General features: G+C 56.4%; 21 protein-coding genes. 11 read left to right on the forward strand and 10 right to left on the reverse strand.

Going from position 1 to position 18837, the window contains the following annotated elements; all coding sequences use genetic code 11:
• Positions 1–184 precede the first annotated feature (184 nt).
• Entirely contained in the window at positions 185–1564 is a 1380-nt protein-coding gene (locus EUZ85_RS03410; RefSeq protein ID WP_127967924.1) for an imelysin family protein, read from the reverse strand.
• A gap of 224 nt (positions 1565–1788) precedes the next feature.
• Between EUZ85_RS03410 and EUZ85_RS03415 the strand changes: the two genes are divergently transcribed.
• Complete coding sequence (locus EUZ85_RS03415; RefSeq protein WP_127967925.1) at positions 1789–2421, forward strand: flavin reductase family protein; 633 nt, start codon at positions 1789–1791, stop codon at positions 2419–2421.
• A 16-nt stretch (positions 2422–2437) separates the two neighbouring features.
• On the opposite strand, the gene EUZ85_RS03420 is transcribed toward EUZ85_RS03415, so the two are convergent.
• The 5 genes from EUZ85_RS03420 to EUZ85_RS03440 all read right to left on the reverse strand — a co-directional run bounded on the left by EUZ85_RS03420 (position 2438) and on the right by EUZ85_RS03440 (position 6454).
• The gene (locus tag EUZ85_RS03420; RefSeq protein ID WP_127967926.1) at positions 2438–3016 is read right to left on the reverse strand and encodes an AAA family ATPase; all 579 of its coding nucleotides are present in this window, start codon (positions 3014–3016) and stop codon (positions 2438–2440) included.
• A gap of 50 nt (positions 3017–3066) precedes the next feature.
• Entirely contained in the window at positions 3067–3408 is a 342-nt protein-coding gene (locus tag EUZ85_RS03425) for a ParD-like family protein (protein WP_127967927.1), read from the reverse strand.
• Between the two features lie 103 nt (positions 3409–3511).
• Complete coding sequence (locus EUZ85_RS03430) at positions 3512–3874, reverse strand: translation initiation factor Sui1 (RefSeq protein ID WP_127967928.1); 363 nt, start codon at positions 3872–3874, stop codon at positions 3512–3514.
• 44 nt (positions 3875–3918) lie between these two features.
• Entirely contained in the window at positions 3919–4935 is a 1017-nt protein-coding gene (locus tag EUZ85_RS03435; RefSeq protein WP_127967929.1) for a YheT family hydrolase, read from the reverse strand.
• A 91-nt stretch (positions 4936–5026) separates the two neighbouring features.
• Positions 5027–6454, reverse strand: a complete 1428-nt coding sequence (locus tag EUZ85_RS03440) for a PLP-dependent aminotransferase family protein (RefSeq protein WP_127967930.1) — start codon at positions 6452–6454, stop codon at positions 5027–5029.
• Positions 6455–6653: 199 nt separating this feature from the next.
• On the opposite strand from EUZ85_RS03440, the gene EUZ85_RS03445 reads away from it, so the two are divergent.
• From EUZ85_RS03445 to EUZ85_RS03470, 6 genes are all read left to right on the forward strand, one after another.
• Positions 6654–6881: a DUF1127 domain-containing protein gene (locus EUZ85_RS03445; RefSeq protein ID WP_127967931.1), complete on the forward strand. Its 228-nt coding sequence runs from the start codon at positions 6654–6656 to the stop codon at positions 6879–6881.
• Between the two features lie 194 nt (positions 6882–7075).
• Entirely contained in the window at positions 7076–7690 is a 615-nt protein-coding gene (locus tag EUZ85_RS03450) for a LysE family translocator (RefSeq protein ID WP_127967932.1), read from the forward strand.
• A gap of 130 nt (positions 7691–7820) precedes the next feature.
• Entirely contained in the window at positions 7821–8141 is a 321-nt protein-coding gene (locus EUZ85_RS03455; RefSeq protein ID WP_127967933.1) for a hypothetical protein, read from the forward strand.
• A gap of 39 nt (positions 8142–8180) precedes the next feature.
• On the forward strand, positions 8181–8918 hold the full coding sequence (locus tag EUZ85_RS03460) for a YafY family protein (protein ID WP_127967934.1): 738 nt from the start codon (positions 8181–8183) through the stop codon (positions 8916–8918).
• On the forward strand, positions 8911–9327 hold the full coding sequence (locus EUZ85_RS03465; RefSeq protein ID WP_127967935.1) for a hypothetical protein: 417 nt from the start codon (positions 8911–8913) through the stop codon (positions 9325–9327). The genes EUZ85_RS03460 and EUZ85_RS03465 overlap by 8 nt, the downstream gene beginning before the upstream one ends.
• Positions 9328–9330: 3 nt before the next feature.
• On the forward strand, positions 9331–9900 hold the full coding sequence (locus EUZ85_RS03470) for a class I SAM-dependent methyltransferase (RefSeq protein ID WP_127967936.1): 570 nt from the start codon (positions 9331–9333) through the stop codon (positions 9898–9900).
• On the opposite strand, the gene EUZ85_RS03475 is transcribed toward EUZ85_RS03470, so the two are convergent.
• The 3 genes from EUZ85_RS03475 to EUZ85_RS03485 all read right to left on the reverse strand — a co-directional run bounded on the left by EUZ85_RS03475 (position 9880) and on the right by EUZ85_RS03485 (position 13330).
• Complete coding sequence (locus tag EUZ85_RS03475; protein WP_127967937.1) at positions 9880–11325, reverse strand: LruC domain-containing protein; 1446 nt, start codon at positions 11323–11325, stop codon at positions 9880–9882. The two genes, EUZ85_RS03470 and EUZ85_RS03475, sit on opposite strands and share 21 nt — an antisense overlap.
• Positions 11322–11762, reverse strand: coding sequence for a hypothetical protein (locus EUZ85_RS03480; RefSeq protein WP_127967938.1), 441 nt, complete (start codon positions 11760–11762; stop codon positions 11322–11324). The genes EUZ85_RS03475 and EUZ85_RS03480 overlap by 4 nt, the downstream gene beginning before the upstream one ends.
• 146 nt (positions 11763–11908) lie before the next feature.
• Positions 11909–13330 (reverse strand): DUF6880 family protein, encoded by a 1422-nt coding sequence (locus tag EUZ85_RS03485; protein ID WP_127967939.1) that lies wholly within the window; start codon positions 13328–13330, stop codon positions 11909–11911.
• Between the two features lie 123 nt (positions 13331–13453).
• On the opposite strand from EUZ85_RS03485, the gene EUZ85_RS03490 reads away from it, so the two are divergent.
• Positions 13454–14029, forward strand: a complete 576-nt coding sequence (locus EUZ85_RS03490; RefSeq protein WP_127967940.1) for a DUF924 family protein — start codon at positions 13454–13456, stop codon at positions 14027–14029.
• Positions 14030–14047: 18 nt separating this feature from the next.
• Here EUZ85_RS03490 and EUZ85_RS03495 read toward each other — a convergent pair whose 3' ends face one another.
• The gene (locus EUZ85_RS03495) at positions 14048–15730 is read right to left on the reverse strand and encodes an alpha-glucosidase (protein ID WP_127967941.1); all 1683 of its coding nucleotides are present in this window, start codon (positions 15728–15730) and stop codon (positions 14048–14050) included.
• A 328-nt stretch (positions 15731–16058) separates the two neighbouring features.
• On the opposite strand from EUZ85_RS03495, the gene EUZ85_RS03500 reads away from it, so the two are divergent.
• The 3 genes from EUZ85_RS03500 (at position 16059) to EUZ85_RS03510 (ending at position 18837) form a co-directional block, all read left to right on the forward strand.
• On the forward strand, positions 16059–16466 hold the full coding sequence (locus tag EUZ85_RS03500) for a glyoxalase superfamily protein (RefSeq protein WP_127967942.1): 408 nt from the start codon (positions 16059–16061) through the stop codon (positions 16464–16466).
• 116 nt (positions 16467–16582) lie between these two features.
• Positions 16583–17860, forward strand: coding sequence for an ABC transporter substrate-binding protein (locus tag EUZ85_RS03505; RefSeq protein WP_127967943.1), 1278 nt, complete (start codon positions 16583–16585; stop codon positions 17858–17860).
• A gap of 59 nt (positions 17861–17919) precedes the next feature.
• The gene (locus tag EUZ85_RS03510) at positions 17920–18837 is read left to right on the forward strand and encodes a carbohydrate ABC transporter permease (RefSeq protein WP_127974392.1); all 918 of its coding nucleotides are present in this window, start codon (positions 17920–17922) and stop codon (positions 18835–18837) included.

The raw sequence follows: 18837 nt of genomic DNA on the forward strand, positions 1-18837 counted from the left end.
CGCCCTGTATAAACGCAAAAAAAGCGCCTTGGCGCTTCCCGGGGAGTTTAGATAATGGATGTGGGTAAAAGGGTGTTGGTCCCGATTTTTTCATTATTTCATCACAGCTAATTATTCAGAGATTACGGCGGTCGGCTGGGGATTTTACCTGATTTTCACCCGACCGCCGTGATTTATATCAGGATCAGGATTCGCAGTCGCCCACGTCCTCAGTCGGACAGGTGCCGGCGTCGAATTCCTGCAGGCTCAGAGCCAGCACTTTGGAAACGCCTTCGCTCAAAGGTTCTTCCAGGCTGACCAGCGCCGCCGCGGCGTCCAGCACCAGTTTTTTGTCTTCCGCGCTGCCGCCGACCAATTGGTCGAACTTTTTACCGCCGGACTTCGCTTCCGCTTTGTCGACGATAGCGCGCATGCGGCTCTCGATCAGGCTCATGTGCTCATCCATCTGCTGTTTGAGCACGGGGTTTTGATGCGCCACCAGATCCGCCAGACTGGGCCCCCTCACCACGCTGCCGTCAAGGCGGGTATAGCTGCCGCGGTATGCGTCTACGACGCCCATCGCGTTGTTGTAGATAGCGATGTGGGTCAGGTCGCTGAAGCAGTCGTGTTCGTCTTCAGTGCTGCCGAACAGGATGGCGACTTTCATACGCTCGCTGGCCAGTTCTCCGATAGCCAGATCGCCCATGGAGTCCAGAATGCGCTGCAGGCCGTCGCCACGGGTCAGGAAGTCGTTACGCAGAGTGCCTTTTTGTGCGCCGGCGGCGGGCGTCCACTCCGCCTCCATGGCCTGTAAATCGCTGACCAGCAGGTCCGCTGCGGCTTTCAGGTACTGCGCGCGACGCTGGCAGATCTTGTGGTCGGATTTCTTGTCGCCGCTGGTGCAGGCGCCCTGGCTGGACTTGGTGTAGTAGTCGCTGACGGGACGTGCGCCGGCGCCAGGTCCAGTACCGTTAAGATCCTGGCCCCACAGCAGAAACTCAATCGCATGCACGCCGCTGGTGACGTTGGCTTCCGCGCCGCCGATTTCATTCATGCCGGCGATCAGTTCCGGAGTGATGGTCGAGATGTCAACGCTTTGGCCGCCTACGGTGAAAACGCCAGTGCTGTTGATAATGTTCTTGGGTGAGTTGTATTCGCCTTCATAGGAGCCGGAAACGTAGTCGATCAGGGCTTCGTCCAGCGGCCATGCGTTAACCTGACCTTCCCAGGCGTCGATGCTGGCGAGGCCGCCGTCTGCGCCCAGACCTTCCGTCACATGGCCGTTTTCTACGTCAAAGCGCAGAACTTCGCTTTGCTGATAAGGAACCCGCGCCTGTGCATAGGCGGCTTTGGCTGCATCCAGATTGGCCTGGGTGGGGTTGGCCAGGAATGCGTCGATGGACTTGTTCAACTGCGTCGCCGCCAGCAGAGAATCTTCATACATGGCGTGCGCCATGTTAGCGAAGTGATCGACAACTTGTTTCGGTTCAACCACTTGGCTAGTGCTGGAAGTCTGCTGCCCGGCGCAGGCGGACATAAACAGCGGAACAGCGAGAGCTGCGGCGAGTTTGCAAGGGCGCATCATGGGATCGGTTCCTATTGGTGAATAATACTAATAATGTAAATGATAATAGTTACTATTATTTCATTATTCAATAACACCGAAAGATAGCGGCGTTAGATGTCCTGATGTCTATGGGAGCCGTTAAGCCAGATGGGCCTCTGCAGCAGTGGGTTGAAGTGAACCTGAAGCGGAAAATGCGCGTATAGTGACGGGTTCGTCGTCATTATTCGCAGAATGGGAGTCGTATGCTGATCAACCGTGAAGATATCGAAACGATGCCGCACTTGTATCGGGTGGCCTTTATCAACTCTCTTTCCGGGTTCAAGAGCGCGAACCTGGTGGGCACGGTGGACAAAGAGGGACGCACCAATCTGTCTATCGTCAGCTCCTGCACGCACATAGGCGCGCATCCGCCATTGGTGGCCATGATCATTCGACCCCATTCGGTTGAACGGCATACGTTGGAAAATATCCTTGCAACAGGGCATTACACGTTGAACCAGGTGCATGCGGGCATTTACCGTCCCTCTCACCAGACTTCCGCCCGCTATCCCAAAGAGGTTTCCGAGTTCGCCGCAGTGGGACTGACGGAAGCCTGGCGGGAGGACTTCGCCGCGCCCTATGTGAAAGAAAGCAAAATTTCGCTGGGCATGGCGTTGAGGGAACATCACCACCTCAGCATCAATGGAACCGAACTGGTGATCGGCGAAATTCTGCAGGTGCAGTTGCCGTCAGAGTGTCTGATGCAGGATGGTTTTGTGGATATCGAAAAAGCCGAAACAGTGGCGCTGTCCGGGCTCGACAGCTATCACCGCAGCCAGCGCCTGGCCCGACTGAGTTACGCCAAACCGGATGCGCCCTTGAGTGAGATAGAATAGCGGGATAACGCTGACGCTAGTCCGCAATCATGCGCAGCGCCCAGTCTGGCGTAGTCTCTCCCCACTGTACTGGACGGCCATGCTCCAGTTTGACGATAAACTGATAAGGCGCTTCTGCGCTGGTGTTATCGAAGAAATACGCGAAGTCGACGAAATTGATAGCAGCGCTGACGTTTTCCCGTAGTCTTGGCAGACGGCGGCGCAGACGCTCTTCCGGCACGTCGTGGCCGCCAGCGCGTACGCGCTGGGAGACTCTGTTGACGTGCAGGTCTTCCAGCTGCAAATGAATGTAAACCAGCGTGATTTCATAGCCATGGCGCTTGGCTGACAGCAAAAGGTCGACTTTGGATGGGTGGGAAAATACGGTTTCCATGCAGAAGGAGCGCCGCTCGCGCAAGAGCTGTTCGCGCAGCGCTTGCGCCTCTTGAGCCGCCCGTAAGGTGACTTCGTCATCAATGGTCTGGGCGTAACCTTTGGCGATCTCATCCGCGTTGACGAAAGGGATGTCCAGGTGTGCGAGTTTGTGCTTGTAAAAAGTGCTTTTGCCTGCGCCGTTGCCGCCGACGAGGACCCATAAAACCGGTTTACGTCTCACTCTCCGTCCTTATTGTTGTGTTTCCGTATGATGAATGACGATCGGGTCAGTCAGGGCTCGTAACGTTTGATTGATTCGCCGTCCTCGCTGCCGTAATAACTGTCATCGCGCTCTTTCAGTTCGTCCGTCACCGAGCTGAAGTCGTCGTCAATGAACTGATCGAACAGCGTGCGGGACGCCATCAGTCGCTCGTCGTTGTTCAGGTTGTCTATCTGCATCTCGCCGGACAGGAAGTTTCTGATGCGCTCATAAGATAAAACGCCGGAACGCTCCACCATCTGGCCAATCTTGGCCCAGTGCTCGATCTGGCCCTGGACGGAGCGGTGCGCGCCTTTGGCTTCACGCCTGGCGCTGTCAATGAGAAGGTCGTCGATTCGGACGGACTGGGGCATGGCGGGCTCCAACAACTTGAGTGTCGATAATGAACAAATTATAGACGTAATCGCAAAATGCGATCAAGGTTTGTTTAGGGCGCCGCCATGCTTTGCCGCTTTGTCAGCCACCGGCTTTCTTGGCGGTGAAACCCTTCTTTTTAAGCTCTTCCACGATCAGATCACGATGATCGCCCTGAATTTCAATCACTCCGTCTTTGACTGTGCCGCCAACGCCGCATTTCTGTTTCAGATGCTTGGCCAGGTTCTTTAATTCTTCGCCCGCCAGCAGAACGCCTTTCACTACCGTGACGCCTTTGCCTTTTCTACCGGCGGTTTCACGGCTGACCCGCACCACGCCATCGCCCTGGGGGGCGGCGGTTTGACCGCAAACGCAGGCGTCCACTGGTTTGCCGCAATCCGGACACATCCGACCAAACTCTGTGGAGTAAACCAGTCCGGAGTTTTTTGCGCTTTTCTTCGACATAGGTAATTCGTGCCTGTTCAAAATCATGTTTTCAGCGAGCGGGATCAGCGTTGCGCATCTTCCCCCAGAAAGTCGGCGATATAACGGTCCGCCCAACTTTCCATTTTGAAATTTTCGATAAATCCGCAGTGGCCGCCGTAGGGAGAGCGCACTATTTTCAGTAGCGGGTTGCCGTTGAGGTGGTCCAGGTCCCGCGCGGGGATCACCGGATCATCCTCGGCCAGCACCAGACGGGTTTCCACCTGAATCTGGCGCAGTCGTTCGCCGGTGACGGCGTAGCCTTTGAAGTATACTTCGGAGTTGGCGTAGGGCGTATGGGCGCCGACAAAGTAGTCGCTCATTTCCGTCAGACTTTTACGGTCATAGAAGGCGTCGTAGTCGATTAAGCCGGGATGGTTGTCCGCTTTTTTACGCAACGAACGTAACCACTTTTTGCGGAAATAACTGCGATAGATCGGCAGACCATGCTCCAGAGCCCATAAAGTGTGCATCGGCTCCAGAACGGGGGAGATCGCCGCCACTTTGCTTAATTTAAGTTCAAATTCCTGAACTTTCGTCGCCACTCTCAGGGCGAAATTGCCGCCCAGAGAAAAACCGGCCAGATACCACTGCTCCGGCTCCAGTTGCGTCTGCATTTTATTAAGGGCCTCGCAGACTTCGTCCAGGCGGTTGGCGTGGAACAGCTCTTCCGTCAAATGATGGGTGGGACCGTGATCGCGCAGGTGCAGACGGAAGATATCGTAACCGGCGTTATACAGATGCGCCGCAAGGGAAAGTATATACAGCGAATCGGCGCAGCCTTCCCAGCCATGAATCAATACGGCCAGCTTGCGCGGCTTGTCTTCCCGACAACTGAGCAGGCCGTGAATTTTGCCTCCTTCAGCGCAGTCGAAGATATAAGGCTGGGCGCGATCCAATACCTCCTGAGCGCGTTTCGCCATCATGGGGCGACGCAGTTTAACCGAGGCGAACAGCGACTGAACGTGCCGGTTGCGCAGGCCGAACTGGGGTTTCCATTCGGCGGTTTCTTCACTATGGCGGTCGTCTGTGGCGTCGTTCATGGCGGCGATACCCTGCTGCAGAGTGGTCTTGAGAGCATCCAGTATAAATCCTGCGAACGCTCCCGTCTCTGAGACTTGCGCAGGGGGAGAATCAGGACGACTGTAGCTCTTCTTTCACCCACTGGCCGATCTTACGCACCGCCAGCTCCCGTTCCGGCGACCAGCCTTGGGCGTAATTCAGGCGGAAACAGTGGCGATACTGGCCTGAAATAGAGAAGAGTTCGCCGGGCGCCAGCATGACGCCTTCCGCATGGGCGCGGTGATACAGTTGCGTGGTGTCGATCTTTCGCGGCAGCTCGAACCAGGCCACCAGTCCGCCCTGGGGACGGGAGATGCGGGTGCCTTCGGGAAAATGTTCGTTGACCAGGTCCAACAGCCGAGCGAAGCGTTGCCGATAGCACTCGCGCGCCTGTCTCAGGTGGCGGTCGTACATGCCTTGGGAGAGCACTTCCGCCATCACCATCTGCGGCAAGGTAGGCAGGGCGATACTGTTGATGAACTTGCGATGACTGACTGCTTCGAAATAGCGGCCCGGCATCACCCAGCCTAGACGCAACTGCGGGTCGATGGTCTTCGATAGCGAGGAGCACAGCAGCACCCGTCCGTCCGGGTCAAACGCTTTGACCGCTTTGGGCCGGTGGTCGCCGAAATACAGGTCGCCGTACACGTCATCCTCAATCAGCGGAATATCGTAACGGCCGAGAATTTTCACCAGCTCCGCTTTGCGCTCATCGGGCATTAGCGAGCCAATGGGGTTGGAGAAGGTGGCGACGGTCAGCACAACTTTGATCGGCCATTTCTCCAGCGCCAGCTGCAACGCCTCCAGGCTCAGGCCGGTTTGCGGATGAGCGGGGATCTCCAGCGCCTTGAGGCCGAAGGTCTCGATCATTTGCAGCAGACCGTAATAGCAGGGAGATTCCACCGCCACGATATCGCCAGGCTGGGTCAGCACCCGCAGACATAACGCCATGGCGTTCTGGCAGCCAGCGCTGGTGATGATGCATTCCGGGGAAATAAACACGCCTGCGTCCACGGCGCGGCGGGCGATCTGATGACGAAACTCACGTACGCCTTCCGGTGAGTCGTAGCCAATGCCCAGAAACGTCTTGCTGCGGGCCATTTGCGCGAAGGTGCGCTGTACCTGCTTGAGAATAGGGAAGTCCAGAGCGGGAATCGCCGCGCTCATGCTCACCCCTTTGCGGGCGGCGGCGTCGCGCTGCACTTCCATGACTAACTGTGAGGTATTCGCCGGACGGGGTTTGGGCGTGTGGCGCGTCTGCGTCGGGGTGGCGAGCCGGTCCTCCTTGCGCTTGCGCACGTAGTAGCCGGACTTGGGACGCGCCTCTATCCAGCCGCGATCCTCAAGAACGCCGTACGCCGTGTTGACGGTGGAGATGCTGACTTGTTGTTTTTTCGCCATTTGACGTACGGAAGGGAGTTTGTCGCCGACGCGGAACACGCCTTCGCGAATCTGATCCGCCAACTGATCGGCCAGACGCGCATAAAGATTCATTTCCATAAGCAGTACAGATTTAGCCGGTTAACACCATAACAGAAGGGTAATTAGGAAATCTGTTATGGTCAACATGTTTGGTTTTTGAATCTGTAACGGCTCAAAAAAGGGCGATAAAGTATGCATCCTAGATTGGTGGCGAAAATTAAGGCGCGACCAGGAGTACAGATTTGTCCGGATCGCGTCCGAGCAGAGGAGATGAAGCATGGCCGTAGCACATTTTGGAAAATTCGGTCGGAATGCGGCGCCTTCCGACAGTCATAGCGCACATGACGCCGCAAGACATGGTTTGAGAGATTTAATTGGCAAATGGCGCCGTAATATCGATACCCGGCATCAGCTGTCAGTGATGTCGGACAGCATGCTGGATGACATTGGTCTGACCCGCGAAGCGGCGGAAGCAGAAGCCAGAAAGCCCTTCTGGCGCGACTAAGGTCGCACTGAGGCGAGATCGTTAAGCATTTTTGTCTTCCCATACGAGTTTACCCTCGTATTTTTTGCCTCCGGACGCCACGTCCGGAGGCTTTTTTACCCTTACAGCTTTGCAAATCCCTACGCGCTAAGGTTTCTTTTAACTCGCGCATTCCGGTAGTTGCAGTTATTCCGCTTCGGCGGGGAGTCGTCATCATGGAATTATTTTTCGCCGTACTGTTGTTTGCTGTTTCCACCACTGTTACCCCCGGGCCGAATAACATCATGGTGATGGCCTCCGGCGTCAATTTCGGCGTGCGCCGCACCCTGCCGCACTTCCTCGGTATTTGTCTGGGCTTTCCCTCCATGGTCGCCGCAGTAGGTCTGGGTCTGGGAACTGTATTCGCCCAGGCGCCGGCGCTGCATATCATCGTTAAAGCGGTGGGCGTGACTTATATGTTGTATCTGGCCTGGAAAATCGCCACGACGGATACGTCCATCCGCGCCGACAAAGACGTCAAGCCTATGACTTTCTGGCAGGCGGCGGTGTTTCAATGGGTGAACCCCAAAGCCTGGATCATGGCGATTGGCGCGGTGGCGGCTTTCACTACGGTCAGTGGCGATATGAGCGCGCAGGTGGCGGTGATCGCCCTGGCGTTTCTCTCCGTCAGCTTTCCCTGTGTCGGGGTGTGGATGCTGTGCGGCGCGATCCTGCAAAAAGTGCTGACTCAACCCAGACAACAGCGTGTGTTCAACCTGACTATGTCGTTTCTCCTGGTAGCCTCCATTATGCCGATGATCGCCGCCAACCTCAGCGACGTTCCGGTCTGACTCAGCGCGGCCATCGCGTCGCGCAACGTTTTTATCCTCAACCCCCATTTCTCCTGACAGTATGCTGTCAGGAGCTCTTTTTTATGCTGTCTCCGTGTTTTTAATATCACTTCCATCAAGGAGACTGAGCATGAGCCAGATCGTAGAGCTTGTAACTTTTAAACTATTGCCTGACGCGGACAAAGGCGCATTCGCCGCAGCCAGCGAGGGCGTCAACGCGTTCGTTAGAGACCGCGACGGCTTCCTGTATCGCAGCCTGTGCGAGAACCCTCAGGAAAACAGCTGGACTGACATCGTGTACTGGCAAGACATGGACGCCGCTAAACAAGCGGGGGAAATGTTCATGACGTCAGAGCTGACGCGCGGCTTTATGAGCTATATTGATCCGACTTCCGTTACAATGCGGCATCTGCAGGTGGCGAACGATTCTGGTTGTTCAACGACCGCCTGAAAGCCGAAATTTCCTATGTCGTGAGGAATTCTTTCCCGGATGCGCAGAGCTGATCGTCTTTTTCAAATCGTGACCATTCTGCGCAGCCGGCGTGGGGCCACCACCGCCAGGATTATCGCAGAGCAGTTAGAGGTGTCGGAGCGCACTATCTATCGCGATATTCAGGCGCTGATGGTGTCCGGCGTGCCTATCGAAAGCGAAGCCGGCGTGGGATATCGGTTGATGAGGGGCTTCACCTTGCCGCCGCTCAACTTTCAAGAAGACGAACTGGAAGCGCTGCTGCTGGGAATGCGCATGGTGCAGGCCTGGAGCGATCGCGCCATGGGCCGCGCCGCCACTCACGCCTTGCAGAAGATTCTGGCGGAACTGCCCTCGCACCTGAAACGCATGGGCGAACAGACCCAGATTTATTCTCCACAATTCTTTGTCGACGCCAAAACCGCCCAGTTTGGCGAGGAGCTGCGCGCTGCCATCAGGCAAAAAACCTTGATCTGGGTGCGTTACAAACGGGTCGATGGGGTTGAAAGCGAACGCTGGCTGGAGCCGTTAGGCATGTTTTTCTGGGGGCGCACCTGGACCCTGGTCGCCTGGTGTCGTCTCAGGAAGGAATATCGCGAGTTTCGACTGGACCGTCTGCTGGAGCTCAGGGCCGCGCAAGAGACGTTCGAGACCCAAAAAGACAAATGTTTAGATCATTACCTGGATCGTGTAACCTCGCTGTATAACGAATACTTTCAGGAACATTCCAGAACAGATCAGCCCAATCCCAATGAGTGACGCCCCTTCCTCAGGCGTAATCGGCGATTTTCCCGGCAAACGCTGGTTGAAGATAGCGCTGCGTACGCTGCATATTCTCAGCGTCGCCGGCGTGTGCGGCGGCATCTGGTTCGGCCATGGACAGGAAGAATGGCGGGGCTTCTGGATGTTCGCCCTGGCCAGCGGCCTGGCGATGCTGCTCCTCGATTTGCTTTCCAACTGGCTATGGCTGGTGCAGGTTCGCGGCGCAGTGATTCTCTCCAAATTCGTGCTGTTCTCTATGCTGGGCGTGTATCCCTCTGCGGATCGCTGGCTGCTGACTGCGATCATCGTGGCTTCCGTGGTAATTTCCCATGCCCCGGGTTCAATTAGATACTATTCTTTATTACATCGGCGCGTGATGCGTTCACTCTCGGATATGAAAGGATGACAGATGTATTGTCATGATGAAGAACCGTCGCCTTTACTGGTCAGTTGGCAAGATGCGTTTCGTGACGCGCCGGTAGCGCCGGTGCTTGATCTTGCCTGCGGACATGGCCGTAATGGGTTGTGGCTGGCGCGCCGGGGGCGGGACGTGGTCTTCGCCGACCGGGACGCTGAAGCGCTGGACGGCATCGCCGAGGTGTTGTCGCAGGAAGGGCTGCCGGGACGTATCTGGTGCATCGACCTGGAGACGCGCCTGCCGGACCTGGACGACGATAGTTTTTCCGCGATTCTGGTGTTCCGCTACCTGCATCGTCCGCTGTTTCCCTTGTTGAGACGCGCACTGGCCCCTGGCGGCTATCTCTTCTACGAAACGTTTACATGGGAGCAGCCGCAGTACGGCCGCCCCTCCAATCCTGACTTTCTATTGCAGCCCGGCGAATTGCGACGTGAGTTCGGCGCCTGGGATGAAGTGCATTATTTCGAGGGCGTAGACCCTGAGAAACCGCAGGCGATTTCTCAATGGGTCGGACAAAAGCCCCGCCTCGCCATAGCGGAATTACCGCCATTGCCAGCTTGAGCGCGGGATAGTCATTACCTGAGCGGGATTTTTGTTGGCGTGCCAATCCAGCGCGGCGGCGCCATCGGACTCGATATAGTCAACCAGATCCGTATAGGCCAATCCCATGTCGGTGCGCTCCGTGGGGGGCGACCAAGTGTCCGGTAGGATCAGGCCGAAGGGGTAGCCCTGATCGTTCACGAAATCCATGCCGGCGTAGACGGTCTGGAAGTTAGGACGCACATAAAGATAGGGCCGGAAGGCGCCGGGAGATAATGTCTCCATGGGTGTATCCAATGCAATCGTGAAGGTGAAGCCTGGCCCTTGAATGATGGGTTGCGCCGGTTCGGTATTGATAAACTGCGCGCCAGCGATGGGGCTCCATAAGCTCTTTATCGCGGTGAACAAAGCCAGGTCAGTCTGGCCGGACACCGTCGTTGTAAGACTTTCCGCCTCTATCGCTACGCCTGTATCGGGGGATAGCACTTGTGTCGTGGCGGCGCCGCTGATAGCTCCCAAATTGAAAGACAGTCCCCAATCCAGGTCATACTCCGCGCCTTTGGCGATCAGAAAACCTTCGCCAAATATTTGCACCGCTTTGCCGTATTTGTTGAAACCCGCATTGACGCGAAAAGCGACCACCAAATCATTGAAGTCATAGTCGCCCCGGTCTGGATAACAATCCTCAAAGGCGACGATGTAGTACTGGCTGGCGCTGGGAAAGTATTGCGCGCTCGCCATCGTCAGGTCGGAATCTCCAGGCCTGATCACTAACGGCGCTTCCAGCCAGCCCGCCTGCAATTGATCCAGAAATGCAGCGTCTTCGGCGGAGAGGATGGCGATGTCTTCATATCCATTGGAGTAATCGTAGAAGGCTTCGGGGTCGCCCAGTTGCACTTGCGTATCCATGAATTGGATATTGAGTGTGACCGAGGTCGCCCCGGTCAGATCAAGATCGACGGGGACATAAACGGTGGCGTCGAAGTCCGAACCATAGATATCGCTGTCGGTATTGGGGGTAATGCGGCTGGACCCGGTGTCGCCAATCAGGGTGTAGCGCAACTGTCGCTGCTGCTCGCCTTTAGGGGCGAGCATAGTTTGGCTCTGGCTCCAGAAGTCAGTGAAGACATGAGTGACGCCGGCAGTTTCGACGATCAGTTCCAGACTGTTGATGGCGACGCCCTGGGATGACGCTTTTTCGGCGCCGTTAGCGGCTTCGTTGACGTCGATGGCGAAGACCAGGCGGCCGTCATTATCCTGGCGGAACGCCTCCAGCTCGGCGCTGGTCAGGTCTGGCTGGCTGCCAGCGACGTCCATGACGTTAATATTGCCTACTCCCCGTGATTCAATCACATCATTCAGGCGTTTGGAGACGGTGGTTGCTGAGACCGACGCGTGAATCGCCAACAGCGACAGGCATAAAGCAAGGCGGTTGTAACCTCTCATAGCGCAATTTCTCCTGTCACAGAGGGAACGGCTCCGCTGTCGCCAAAGAGGTCGTAATGCAGCTGACGTTGGCCTTGTAGCAGACTGACTTCCAAGCGGTATTCGTAGAGCAGCCCATTCTGCACCGGGATAATTTCTCCCAGAAAAAGCGGCGCGCCGGGGTCATCGTAGAGCTTCAGAAACAAGCGGGATTCGACGAGCAACGAGTCGGGAATGGTGACGACCGCCAGTTTGTTAACGTAAGCGTCCAGTGAGATCCGGTTGTCGTTGAGGGTCGCTGAAAGAGTGGAGGATGCGCTGGAGTCCGTCGTCTGCGGAGCAGGGGCGCTGTCAGTCGTAGTCGAACCGCTGGCGCCGCCTCCACCGCCGCATCCCTGCATAAACAAGGATGAGATCGTCAGCGTCAAAGTAAGCGCTGTAAGTCGGGCATGAGTCATAAAGGTTTGCTCCATTAAAGTTTTATCGATAATGGGCAAGACTCAGGCCATTAATAAGCTCCTTCTAAAACAGATACTTATAATATTGCGTCAGACTCGTCGCGCATTGCGCAAAGCACTTTGAAACGCGTATGTGCAAGCTGCAATCAGACGCTGCGCAGCAATACAGAGCCATCCACCCGGCTCCAGAATCCTGCTTTATCCGGGTGCGCGCGACGCAGCTCCGCCAGAAACGCGCCGTGGTCAGGCGCAGTTTTATAGTCCGGCGCCGCGGCGTCCAGCTCCGCCAGCTCTTTCATGTAATCGGCGGCGTAAGCGTAAGCCTTGGCGTAACTGCGATTGAGAATATCCTCCAGCAGGGCGCGATAGCAAAGAATGGCGCCCAGACCAATACGGTGCTCTTTGAATCGCTCCGCTAACGCCAGCAGGTCGCCATGGTAATACTGCTGTAGCGCTGCGCCTTGTTGTTGCAACAGCGCCAGCGCTCTTTGCGGCTGTTGCAGTTCCAACAACAAGCTGGCCGCCAATGCGCCGTCGCCGGCCTGCTCCGCGCTTTGAATGGCGTCGTCGATAATGTCTTCACGCTCCTCGCGCGGAGCCAGTTGCAGCAGCGCCTGCAAATGTTCTGGCGTCGGCTCCAGGTTGAACAGGCGTTGCAGAGCCTCGCGCTTGTTGACGCGATCCCCGAGTTGTTCATAAGCCTGTAGACGTATTTTCAGCAGGTCCGGATTCTCTGCCTCTGGTGTGTCCAGACAGGCCAGCGCTTTGTCCGGCTCGGACGCTTTCAAATAATTTTCCGCCAGCTCGATCTTCAAGAAATCGCTCAGTTCGGGATAGGCCAGCTTTACCGCCTGGGCGTACAGGTCCGGGTCGTTCATCGCCTGAGCTGTTCCCTGTAATCCGGCCAAGGCTTCGCGAAAGTAATCGTCCTGGGGCGCCAGTCCTTTTTTCACCGCCTGACGCAGCTGGCGCTCATAACGCCAGGCCAGTTGACTCAACTCGCTGTCAGTAAAGCAGGCTTTGTCTGAGGCCAATAAACCAAGCAAGAGATTACAGGCGTCCTTATTGCGCCATTCGGCGAAACGGCTTAACCAATAGCCTTCAGGAAAGCGCTGACGCCGCCGCGCTGACGCAATGGCTCTGGCCATCATGGCGACCGCTTCGCGATAAACGTCGCTGATGGCGCCGGCGGAGTCGTCGCTGCGCACAAATACTTTTTCGTGAGTGGTGATGAACTCCGCCAGTATGTCGCAGGCCTGTAACGGATATTCCTCCATCAGGCTCGCATCGATATCCTGCAGCAATTGCTGTAACTGCGCCGCATAACCAAAGGTTTCGCCATAGCGGATAAACTGCCGACTTTGTCCAATCGTCTGGATACGCTCGCTCAGGTTGGCGGACAACGCGGCGGGAGAGCGCCGGAGCAGGAACAAGTCAATAAAGGCGTCCACCTCTTCATGTCTGCCGTGCAACTCCAGCAATAACTGAGTCAGCTCGCTTTTGCTCAGCTTTTTGAGGCGGCGCTGAAGATCGCGGGAATTATTAAGATCCTGAGAGTCGGAGGACATGAGACACCTTTGCTTGCAGGACCCCTGACGAGTTGCGTCACAGGCGTCCGATTAGTGGCGATGACGGTCAGCGTGTAAACTGCCTTATGTGATTAATTTTAGACAAACTGCAGAGGGATGGACATGACGAAAGAGTCAGGTTTGCAAAATGCGCTGTCGCTGACCGCCGATGAGGTGCTGCGATTCTGGTTTGAAGAATTGAGCCCCGCGGACTGGTTTCGCAAAAGCGACGAGCTGGATCGACGCATCGCGGAACGCTTCGGCGCGTTACTGACTGCGGCAAGATCAGGGGAACTGGCGCATTGGCGCGACGAGCCTCGTGGACGCCTGGCGGAAGTGATCGTACTGGACCAGTTTTCCCGCAATATCTATCGCGATCAGGCTGAATCCTTCGCGGCGGACAATATGGCGCTGGCGCTGGCCCAGGAAGCTGTGCGAGCAGGGGCGGACAGGGAACTGCGGCAAGAAGAGAAAAGTTTTCTGTACATGCCTTACATGCATAGCGAATCCGCTGTGGTCCATGAACAGGCTGTGCGCTTGTTCAGCCAGCCTGGACTGGAGAACAACCTGGATTTTGAGCACAAGCACTTGGCGATTATCAAACGTTTTGGTCGTTATCCCCATCGCAACGGGATTTTGGGGCGTGAATCCACGCAGGAAGAGCTGACGTTTTTAAAGGAGCCTGGATCAGGCTTCTGAGCCGCATGCGCCGTTTGCTCAGGGCAAACGGCCAAAGAACGCTTCGTAGGGCGGTAGATATATCCGATTGTCCCGCAGCTCACCGGCGAAGCCATGACCGCTCAACGCTTCTGGTGGTTGCGGCAGGTTAAGCTCAATTTCCGCTGGCTCGTAAGATACGTTGAAGGCGGCCAACAACCGCGCTCCTTTATGTTTGCGCAGCAACAGCAATACCGACGCGTCTGCGTGAATGATCGACATAGAGCCCAATAGTATTTCCGGCTGCTCTTCACGCCACTGAATGAATCGCTGTACGCGACGCAAGACGGACTCAGGGTCTCTTTGCTGCACATTAATGGCGTGGGACAAGTGACGCGGATCTATGGGCAACCAGGGCTTATGGGTGGAGAAACCCGCGTGGGGCAGGTTGTCATCCCAGGGGAGCGGCGTACGACAGCCGTCGCGTCCCATGTACTGCGGCCAGGACAGTTTGCCGTAAGGGTCGCACAGGTTATCGAAAGGAATATAGGCTTCCTCCAGACCCAGCTCGTCACCTTGAAACAGGACTGGCGTTCCCCTTAGCGACAGATGCAGAGCCAGCACTATGGCGGCCAGACGGGGCGCGTCATGATCGCCTTCCCAGCGTGACACCAAGCGGGCGACGTCATGGTTGTTCAGCATCCAATAAGGCCAGACCTGATCGCAGTTCTCCTCGAAGGTTCGCACCACGTCCACCAGACCGGGCAGATTGCAGACGCTGGGCAGGGCTTCGTAAATATTGGCCATCTGCAGGCCTTCCTGCGAGCCGCTGTAAATGTTCAGCATTTCAAAGGTGGCGCTGCTGGTGACGCTGCCCAGCAAAGCGGCTTCATAACGATCACACAGGCGGCGAATGCGGGCCAGCGTCGGCAGGGTTTCGGGTCGGTTCTGGTTATAGATCTGCAACTGGTATTCAAACGGGTTGATCAGCGCTTCTTCGGGAATCGCCGCCATATTGCGCCGCGCCGGGTTATTGCGCAGCTTTTTGTCATGGGTATACAGATTCGGGCAGTCCAGACGGAAGCCGGCGACGCCGCGCTCCAGCCAGAACTGCAGAATATTGAGCACTTCAGCGATGACTTCGCTGTTATGGAAATTGAGGTCCGCCTGCCGGCTGGTGGCGTTATGCAGATAGTATTGGCCGCGGGTGGAGCTCCAGGACCAGGCCGGGTGGCCAAAGGTGGTCTGCCAGTTGTTAGGCGCTGTGCCGTCCGCCTGAGCGTCCGCCCAGACATACCAGTCCGCTTTCGGGTTGTTGCGATCCTGTTTGCTTTCCAGGAACCAGGGATGCTGCACGGAAGTGTGGCTGATGACGATGTCGAGCAGCACTCGCAGGCCGCGTATATTCGCTTCGCGGATCAACGCATCGAAATCGTCCAGATCGCCGAACGCAGGGTCGAGGCTGTAGTAGTCGCTGACATCAAAACCGAAGTCGCTCATGGGCGAAGTAAACACCGGCGTCAGCGCAATGGCGGCGACGCCCAGTTCGACGAAATAGTCCAGTTTTGCGGTCAGGCCTTTGATATCGCCGACGCCATCATTATTGGCGTCGAAAAAGCTGCGCACATTGACCTGATAAATAACGCCGTATTTCCACCAGTCATCCTGTGTGCTTTCAGGTCGTTGCGTCTGTGGCCGCTGATTGTTCCGCTGTCCCGGGAGTTGCGGATCGGATGATTTCATAAAGCGCTCGCGTTGCCGGATTCCTGGCGCCGAATTTTACTGTTCGGATTATATGTCTGACGCCCGTAGCGCCCAGTGTACGTGCGCGACAGAGGCTTGTCCACGTAACCCCGCGGCATGGAAATTTGGGCTATGTAAAAGCCGGCTCTTGTCTTGATGACAAGTTTTTGTTAACTTCGACCCTCACAGGTGTTGATATACGCCTGCCGCCCACACAGGCAAAGTCGAGTACGACATTATCTGCAAATCTATCAGTGTTATAGGTTTAGTGACTCATGAGACAAGATGTGAGTGGGCCGCGTCATTGCCGTTGTAGCGAGACATTGCTATGAATCATGCGACCTGCAGACACGTATCGGAAACCACGCTGAAAAATTTCAAGCGTGACGCCAAAAAAATCAAACGCAGCCAAGGTATCTCCCACGCTCAGGCGCTGGATCTTGTCGCTGTGGAACATGGATTCCGTTCCTGGTTTGATGTTCTAAACCGCGCCAAAGGTCTCTCCTCCGCGCGTCCGCAGCCGCAAAAACCTCAAGCAACGAATCGCGCCAGCGTAGTCGTAAATCCTTTCGGCAAGCACATTTCCCTGTTCGCAGAATCTTTCGCTCATGCGGTGCCATACAGTTGGCGCATCGCACGACGCAGCATTGGCTCCGGCGTCGCCGGCCATGAGGGGCGTCGCGAGGGTTCAGTCCACTCCGTAGTCGTATCTCCCAGCGCCTGGTCTTTGATCTGACGAGGGTTTGATGCCGGCGGCGTCCTTACGGTCGCTCCGCATACGGTGTATCTTTATTTTCATTTTCGCAATTCACGTAATGTGCTCCATATAACAATAACTCGGAGGAATCCATGATGAAAAAAACCATAATTAACGCTATTGGTATGGGTGTAGTTTTGTCCGCCGCTTTCAGCCTGCAAGCGCATGCGGAGACGCTGACCATTTCCTGCGGCGCTGTCGGCGCGGAACTGGAACTGTGTAAAGAGGGCGTCAAGGCCTGGGCGGAGAAAACCGGCAATGAGGTGAAAGTGGTGTCCACTCCCAACTCCTCATCCGAACGTCTGGCGCTGTACCAGCAATTGCTGGCCGCGGGCAGCCAGGATATCGACATTTTCCAGATCGACGTGGTGTGGCCGGGTATGCTGGGCCAATACTTCGTCGACCTCAAACCTTTCAGCAATGGCGCTGAGAAAGATCACTTCGAATCCATCGTCAACAACAACACTGTCGACGGCAAACTGGTGGCCATGCCCTGGTTTACTGACGCCGGCGTGCTGTATTACCGCAAAGACCTGTTGGAAAAATACAACCAGCAGCCTCCTGAAACCTGGGCGCAACTGGAAGCCGCTGCGAAACTGGTGCAGGACGGCGAACGCAAGGCCGGCAATGACAAAATGTGGGGCTTCGTCTGGCAGGGTCGGGCTTATGAAGGGTTGACCTGTAACGCGACGGAGTGGGTGGCCAGCTTCAACGGCGGCACAGTGGTGGACGAGAAAGGCAAGATCACCATCAATAACCCGCAGGCCGCCAAGGCCCTGAGCACCGCCGCCGGCTGGATTGGAACCATCAGTCCCCAGGGCGTAACCAACTACGCGGAAGAAGAATCCCGCGGCGTGTTCCAGTCTGGCAACGCTGTGTTTATGCGTAACTGGCCTTACGCCTGGTCGCTGGCGCAGGCGGAAGACAGCGCCATCAAAGGCAAAGTGGGCGTAGTCGCCCTGCCAAAAGGCGGTGAAGACGGTCGCCGCAGCGCTACTTTGGGCGGCTGGCAGCTGGCGGTGTCCAAGTACGCCAAGAACCCGAAACTATCCGCGGATCTGGTCATGTATCTGACCAGCTATGAAGAGCAGAAGCGTCGCGCTATCAAAGCGTCCTATAACCCCACCATCAACGCCCTGTACAAAGACAAGGACGTGCTGGCGGCGACGCCTTTCTTCGGCAGCCTTTATGAAACCTTCGTCAGCGGCGTGCCGCGTCCCTCCAGTGTGACCAAGAGCAAGTATAACCAGGTCAGCACCGCCTTCTTCAACGCCGTGCATAGCGTTGTATCCGGCAAGGAAAAAGCCGAAGCCAGTCTGGCTCAGTTGGAAGGCCAACTGCGTCGATTCGCCCGTAACGGAAAATGGAAATGAAACTCTCCCAATCCGGCGCTGCATCCGCAGCGCCTCCCCGGCCTGAGGTAAGCGACAAGATGTCCCAGTCGTCCCGTCAACGCCAGCGCGCCCGCAGCGCCTGGCTGTTCCTGGCCCCGATGATCTGTACGCTGCTGTTGGTCGCCGGTTGGCCGCTACTACGCACGATCTGGTTCAGTTTCACTGACGCCAGTCTGACGGATCTCAACGCAGCCGAGTTCATCGGCTGGGGGAACTATTTATACAAGGAAGATGGCGAGTGGTACGGCCTCCTGGCCGACGCCGTATGGTGGAAGTCAGTATGGAACACCTTGACGTTCACACTGATTTCCGTGTCGGTGGAACTGGTGCTGGGCATGATCGTGGCGCTGGCTCTGAACGTGAACTTTGCCGGTCGTGGTCTGGTGCGCGCAGCGGTGCTGATTCCCTGGGCGATTCCCACCATTGTCTCCGCCAAGATGTGGAGCTGGATGCTGCACGACCAGTTCGGGATTCTCAACGACATGCTCATGGGCATCGGCCTGATCTCGGCGCCGCTGGCCTGGACGGCGGATGCGGACCTGTCGATGGTGGCGGTGATCATGGTCGATGTCTGGAAAACCACGCCTTTCATGGCGCTATTGATGCTCGCCGCGCTGCAGATGCTGCCCAAGGATTGTTATGAAGCGGCGAAAGTGGATGGCATTCACCCGGTAAGGGTTTTCTTCAGAGTGACGCTGCCGCTGATCATGCCGGCCGTCCTGGTGGCGGTAGTGTTCAGGGCTTTGGACGCGCTGCGGATCTTCGATTTGATTTATGTGCTGACTTCCAACAGTGAAGACACCATGTCCATGTCCGTTTTCGCCCGCCAGCAACTGGTGGACTTTCAGGATGTGGGATACGGCTCCGCCGCGTCGACGGCGTTGTTCCTGGTGATCGCATTGCTGACGTTGGCCTATCTGTATCTGGGGCGCAAGTACATGCGCGTGGGGGACTGA

This window comes from Hahella sp. KA22 (assembly GCF_004135205.1).
GTDB lineage: Bacteria > Pseudomonadota > Gammaproteobacteria > Pseudomonadales > Oleiphilaceae > Hahella.

Coding starts and splice junctions, on each gene's coding strand:
- EUZ85_RS03410 (WP_127967924.1), bottom strand. CDS start 1,564: ATGATGCGCCCTTGCAAACTCGCCGCAGCTCTCGCTGTTCCGCTGTTT.
- EUZ85_RS03415 (WP_127967925.1), top strand. CDS start 1,789: ATGCTGATCAACCGTGAAGATATCGAAACGATGCCGCACTTGTATCGG.
- EUZ85_RS03425 (WP_127967927.1), bottom strand. CDS start 3,408: ATGCCCCAGTCCGTCCGAATCGACGACCTTCTCATTGACAGCGCCAGG.
- EUZ85_RS03430 (WP_127967928.1), bottom strand. CDS start 3,874: ATGTCGAAGAAAAGCGCAAAAAACTCCGGACTGGTTTACTCCACAGAG.
- EUZ85_RS03435 (WP_127967929.1), bottom strand. CDS start 4,935: ATGAACGACGCCACAGACGACCGCCATAGTGAAGAAACCGCCGAATGG.
- EUZ85_RS03440 (WP_127967930.1), bottom strand. CDS start 6,454: ATGGAAATGAATCTTTATGCGCGTCTGGCCGATCAGTTGGCGGATCAG.
- EUZ85_RS03445 (WP_127967931.1), top strand. CDS start 6,654: ATGGCCGTAGCACATTTTGGAAAATTCGGTCGGAATGCGGCGCCTTCC.
- EUZ85_RS03450 (WP_127967932.1), top strand. CDS start 7,076: ATGGAATTATTTTTCGCCGTACTGTTGTTTGCTGTTTCCACCACTGTT.
- EUZ85_RS03455 (WP_127967933.1), top strand. CDS start 7,821: ATGAGCCAGATCGTAGAGCTTGTAACTTTTAAACTATTGCCTGACGCG.
- EUZ85_RS03460 (WP_127967934.1), top strand. CDS start 8,181: ATGCGCAGAGCTGATCGTCTTTTTCAAATCGTGACCATTCTGCGCAGC.
- EUZ85_RS03465 (WP_127967935.1), top strand. CDS start 8,911: ATGAGTGACGCCCCTTCCTCAGGCGTAATCGGCGATTTTCCCGGCAAA.
- EUZ85_RS03470 (WP_127967936.1), top strand. CDS start 9,331: ATGTATTGTCATGATGAAGAACCGTCGCCTTTACTGGTCAGTTGGCAA.
- EUZ85_RS03475 (WP_127967937.1), bottom strand. CDS start 11,325: ATGAGAGGTTACAACCGCCTTGCTTTATGCCTGTCGCTGTTGGCGATT.
- EUZ85_RS03480 (WP_127967938.1), bottom strand. CDS start 11,762: ATGACTCATGCCCGACTTACAGCGCTTACTTTGACGCTGACGATCTCA.
- EUZ85_RS03485 (WP_127967939.1), bottom strand. CDS start 13,330: ATGTCCTCCGACTCTCAGGATCTTAATAATTCCCGCGATCTTCAGCGC.
- EUZ85_RS03490 (WP_127967940.1), top strand. CDS start 13,454: ATGACGAAAGAGTCAGGTTTGCAAAATGCGCTGTCGCTGACCGCCGAT.
- EUZ85_RS03495 (WP_127967941.1), bottom strand. CDS start 15,730: ATGAAATCATCCGATCCGCAACTCCCGGGACAGCGGAACAATCAGCGG.
- EUZ85_RS03500 (WP_127967942.1), top strand. CDS start 16,059: ATGAATCATGCGACCTGCAGACACGTATCGGAAACCACGCTGAAAAAT.
- EUZ85_RS03505 (WP_127967943.1), top strand. CDS start 16,583: ATGAAAAAAACCATAATTAACGCTATTGGTATGGGTGTAGTTTTGTCC.
- EUZ85_RS03510 (WP_127974392.1), top strand. CDS start 17,920: ATGTCCCAGTCGTCCCGTCAACGCCAGCGCGCCCGCAGCGCCTGGCTG.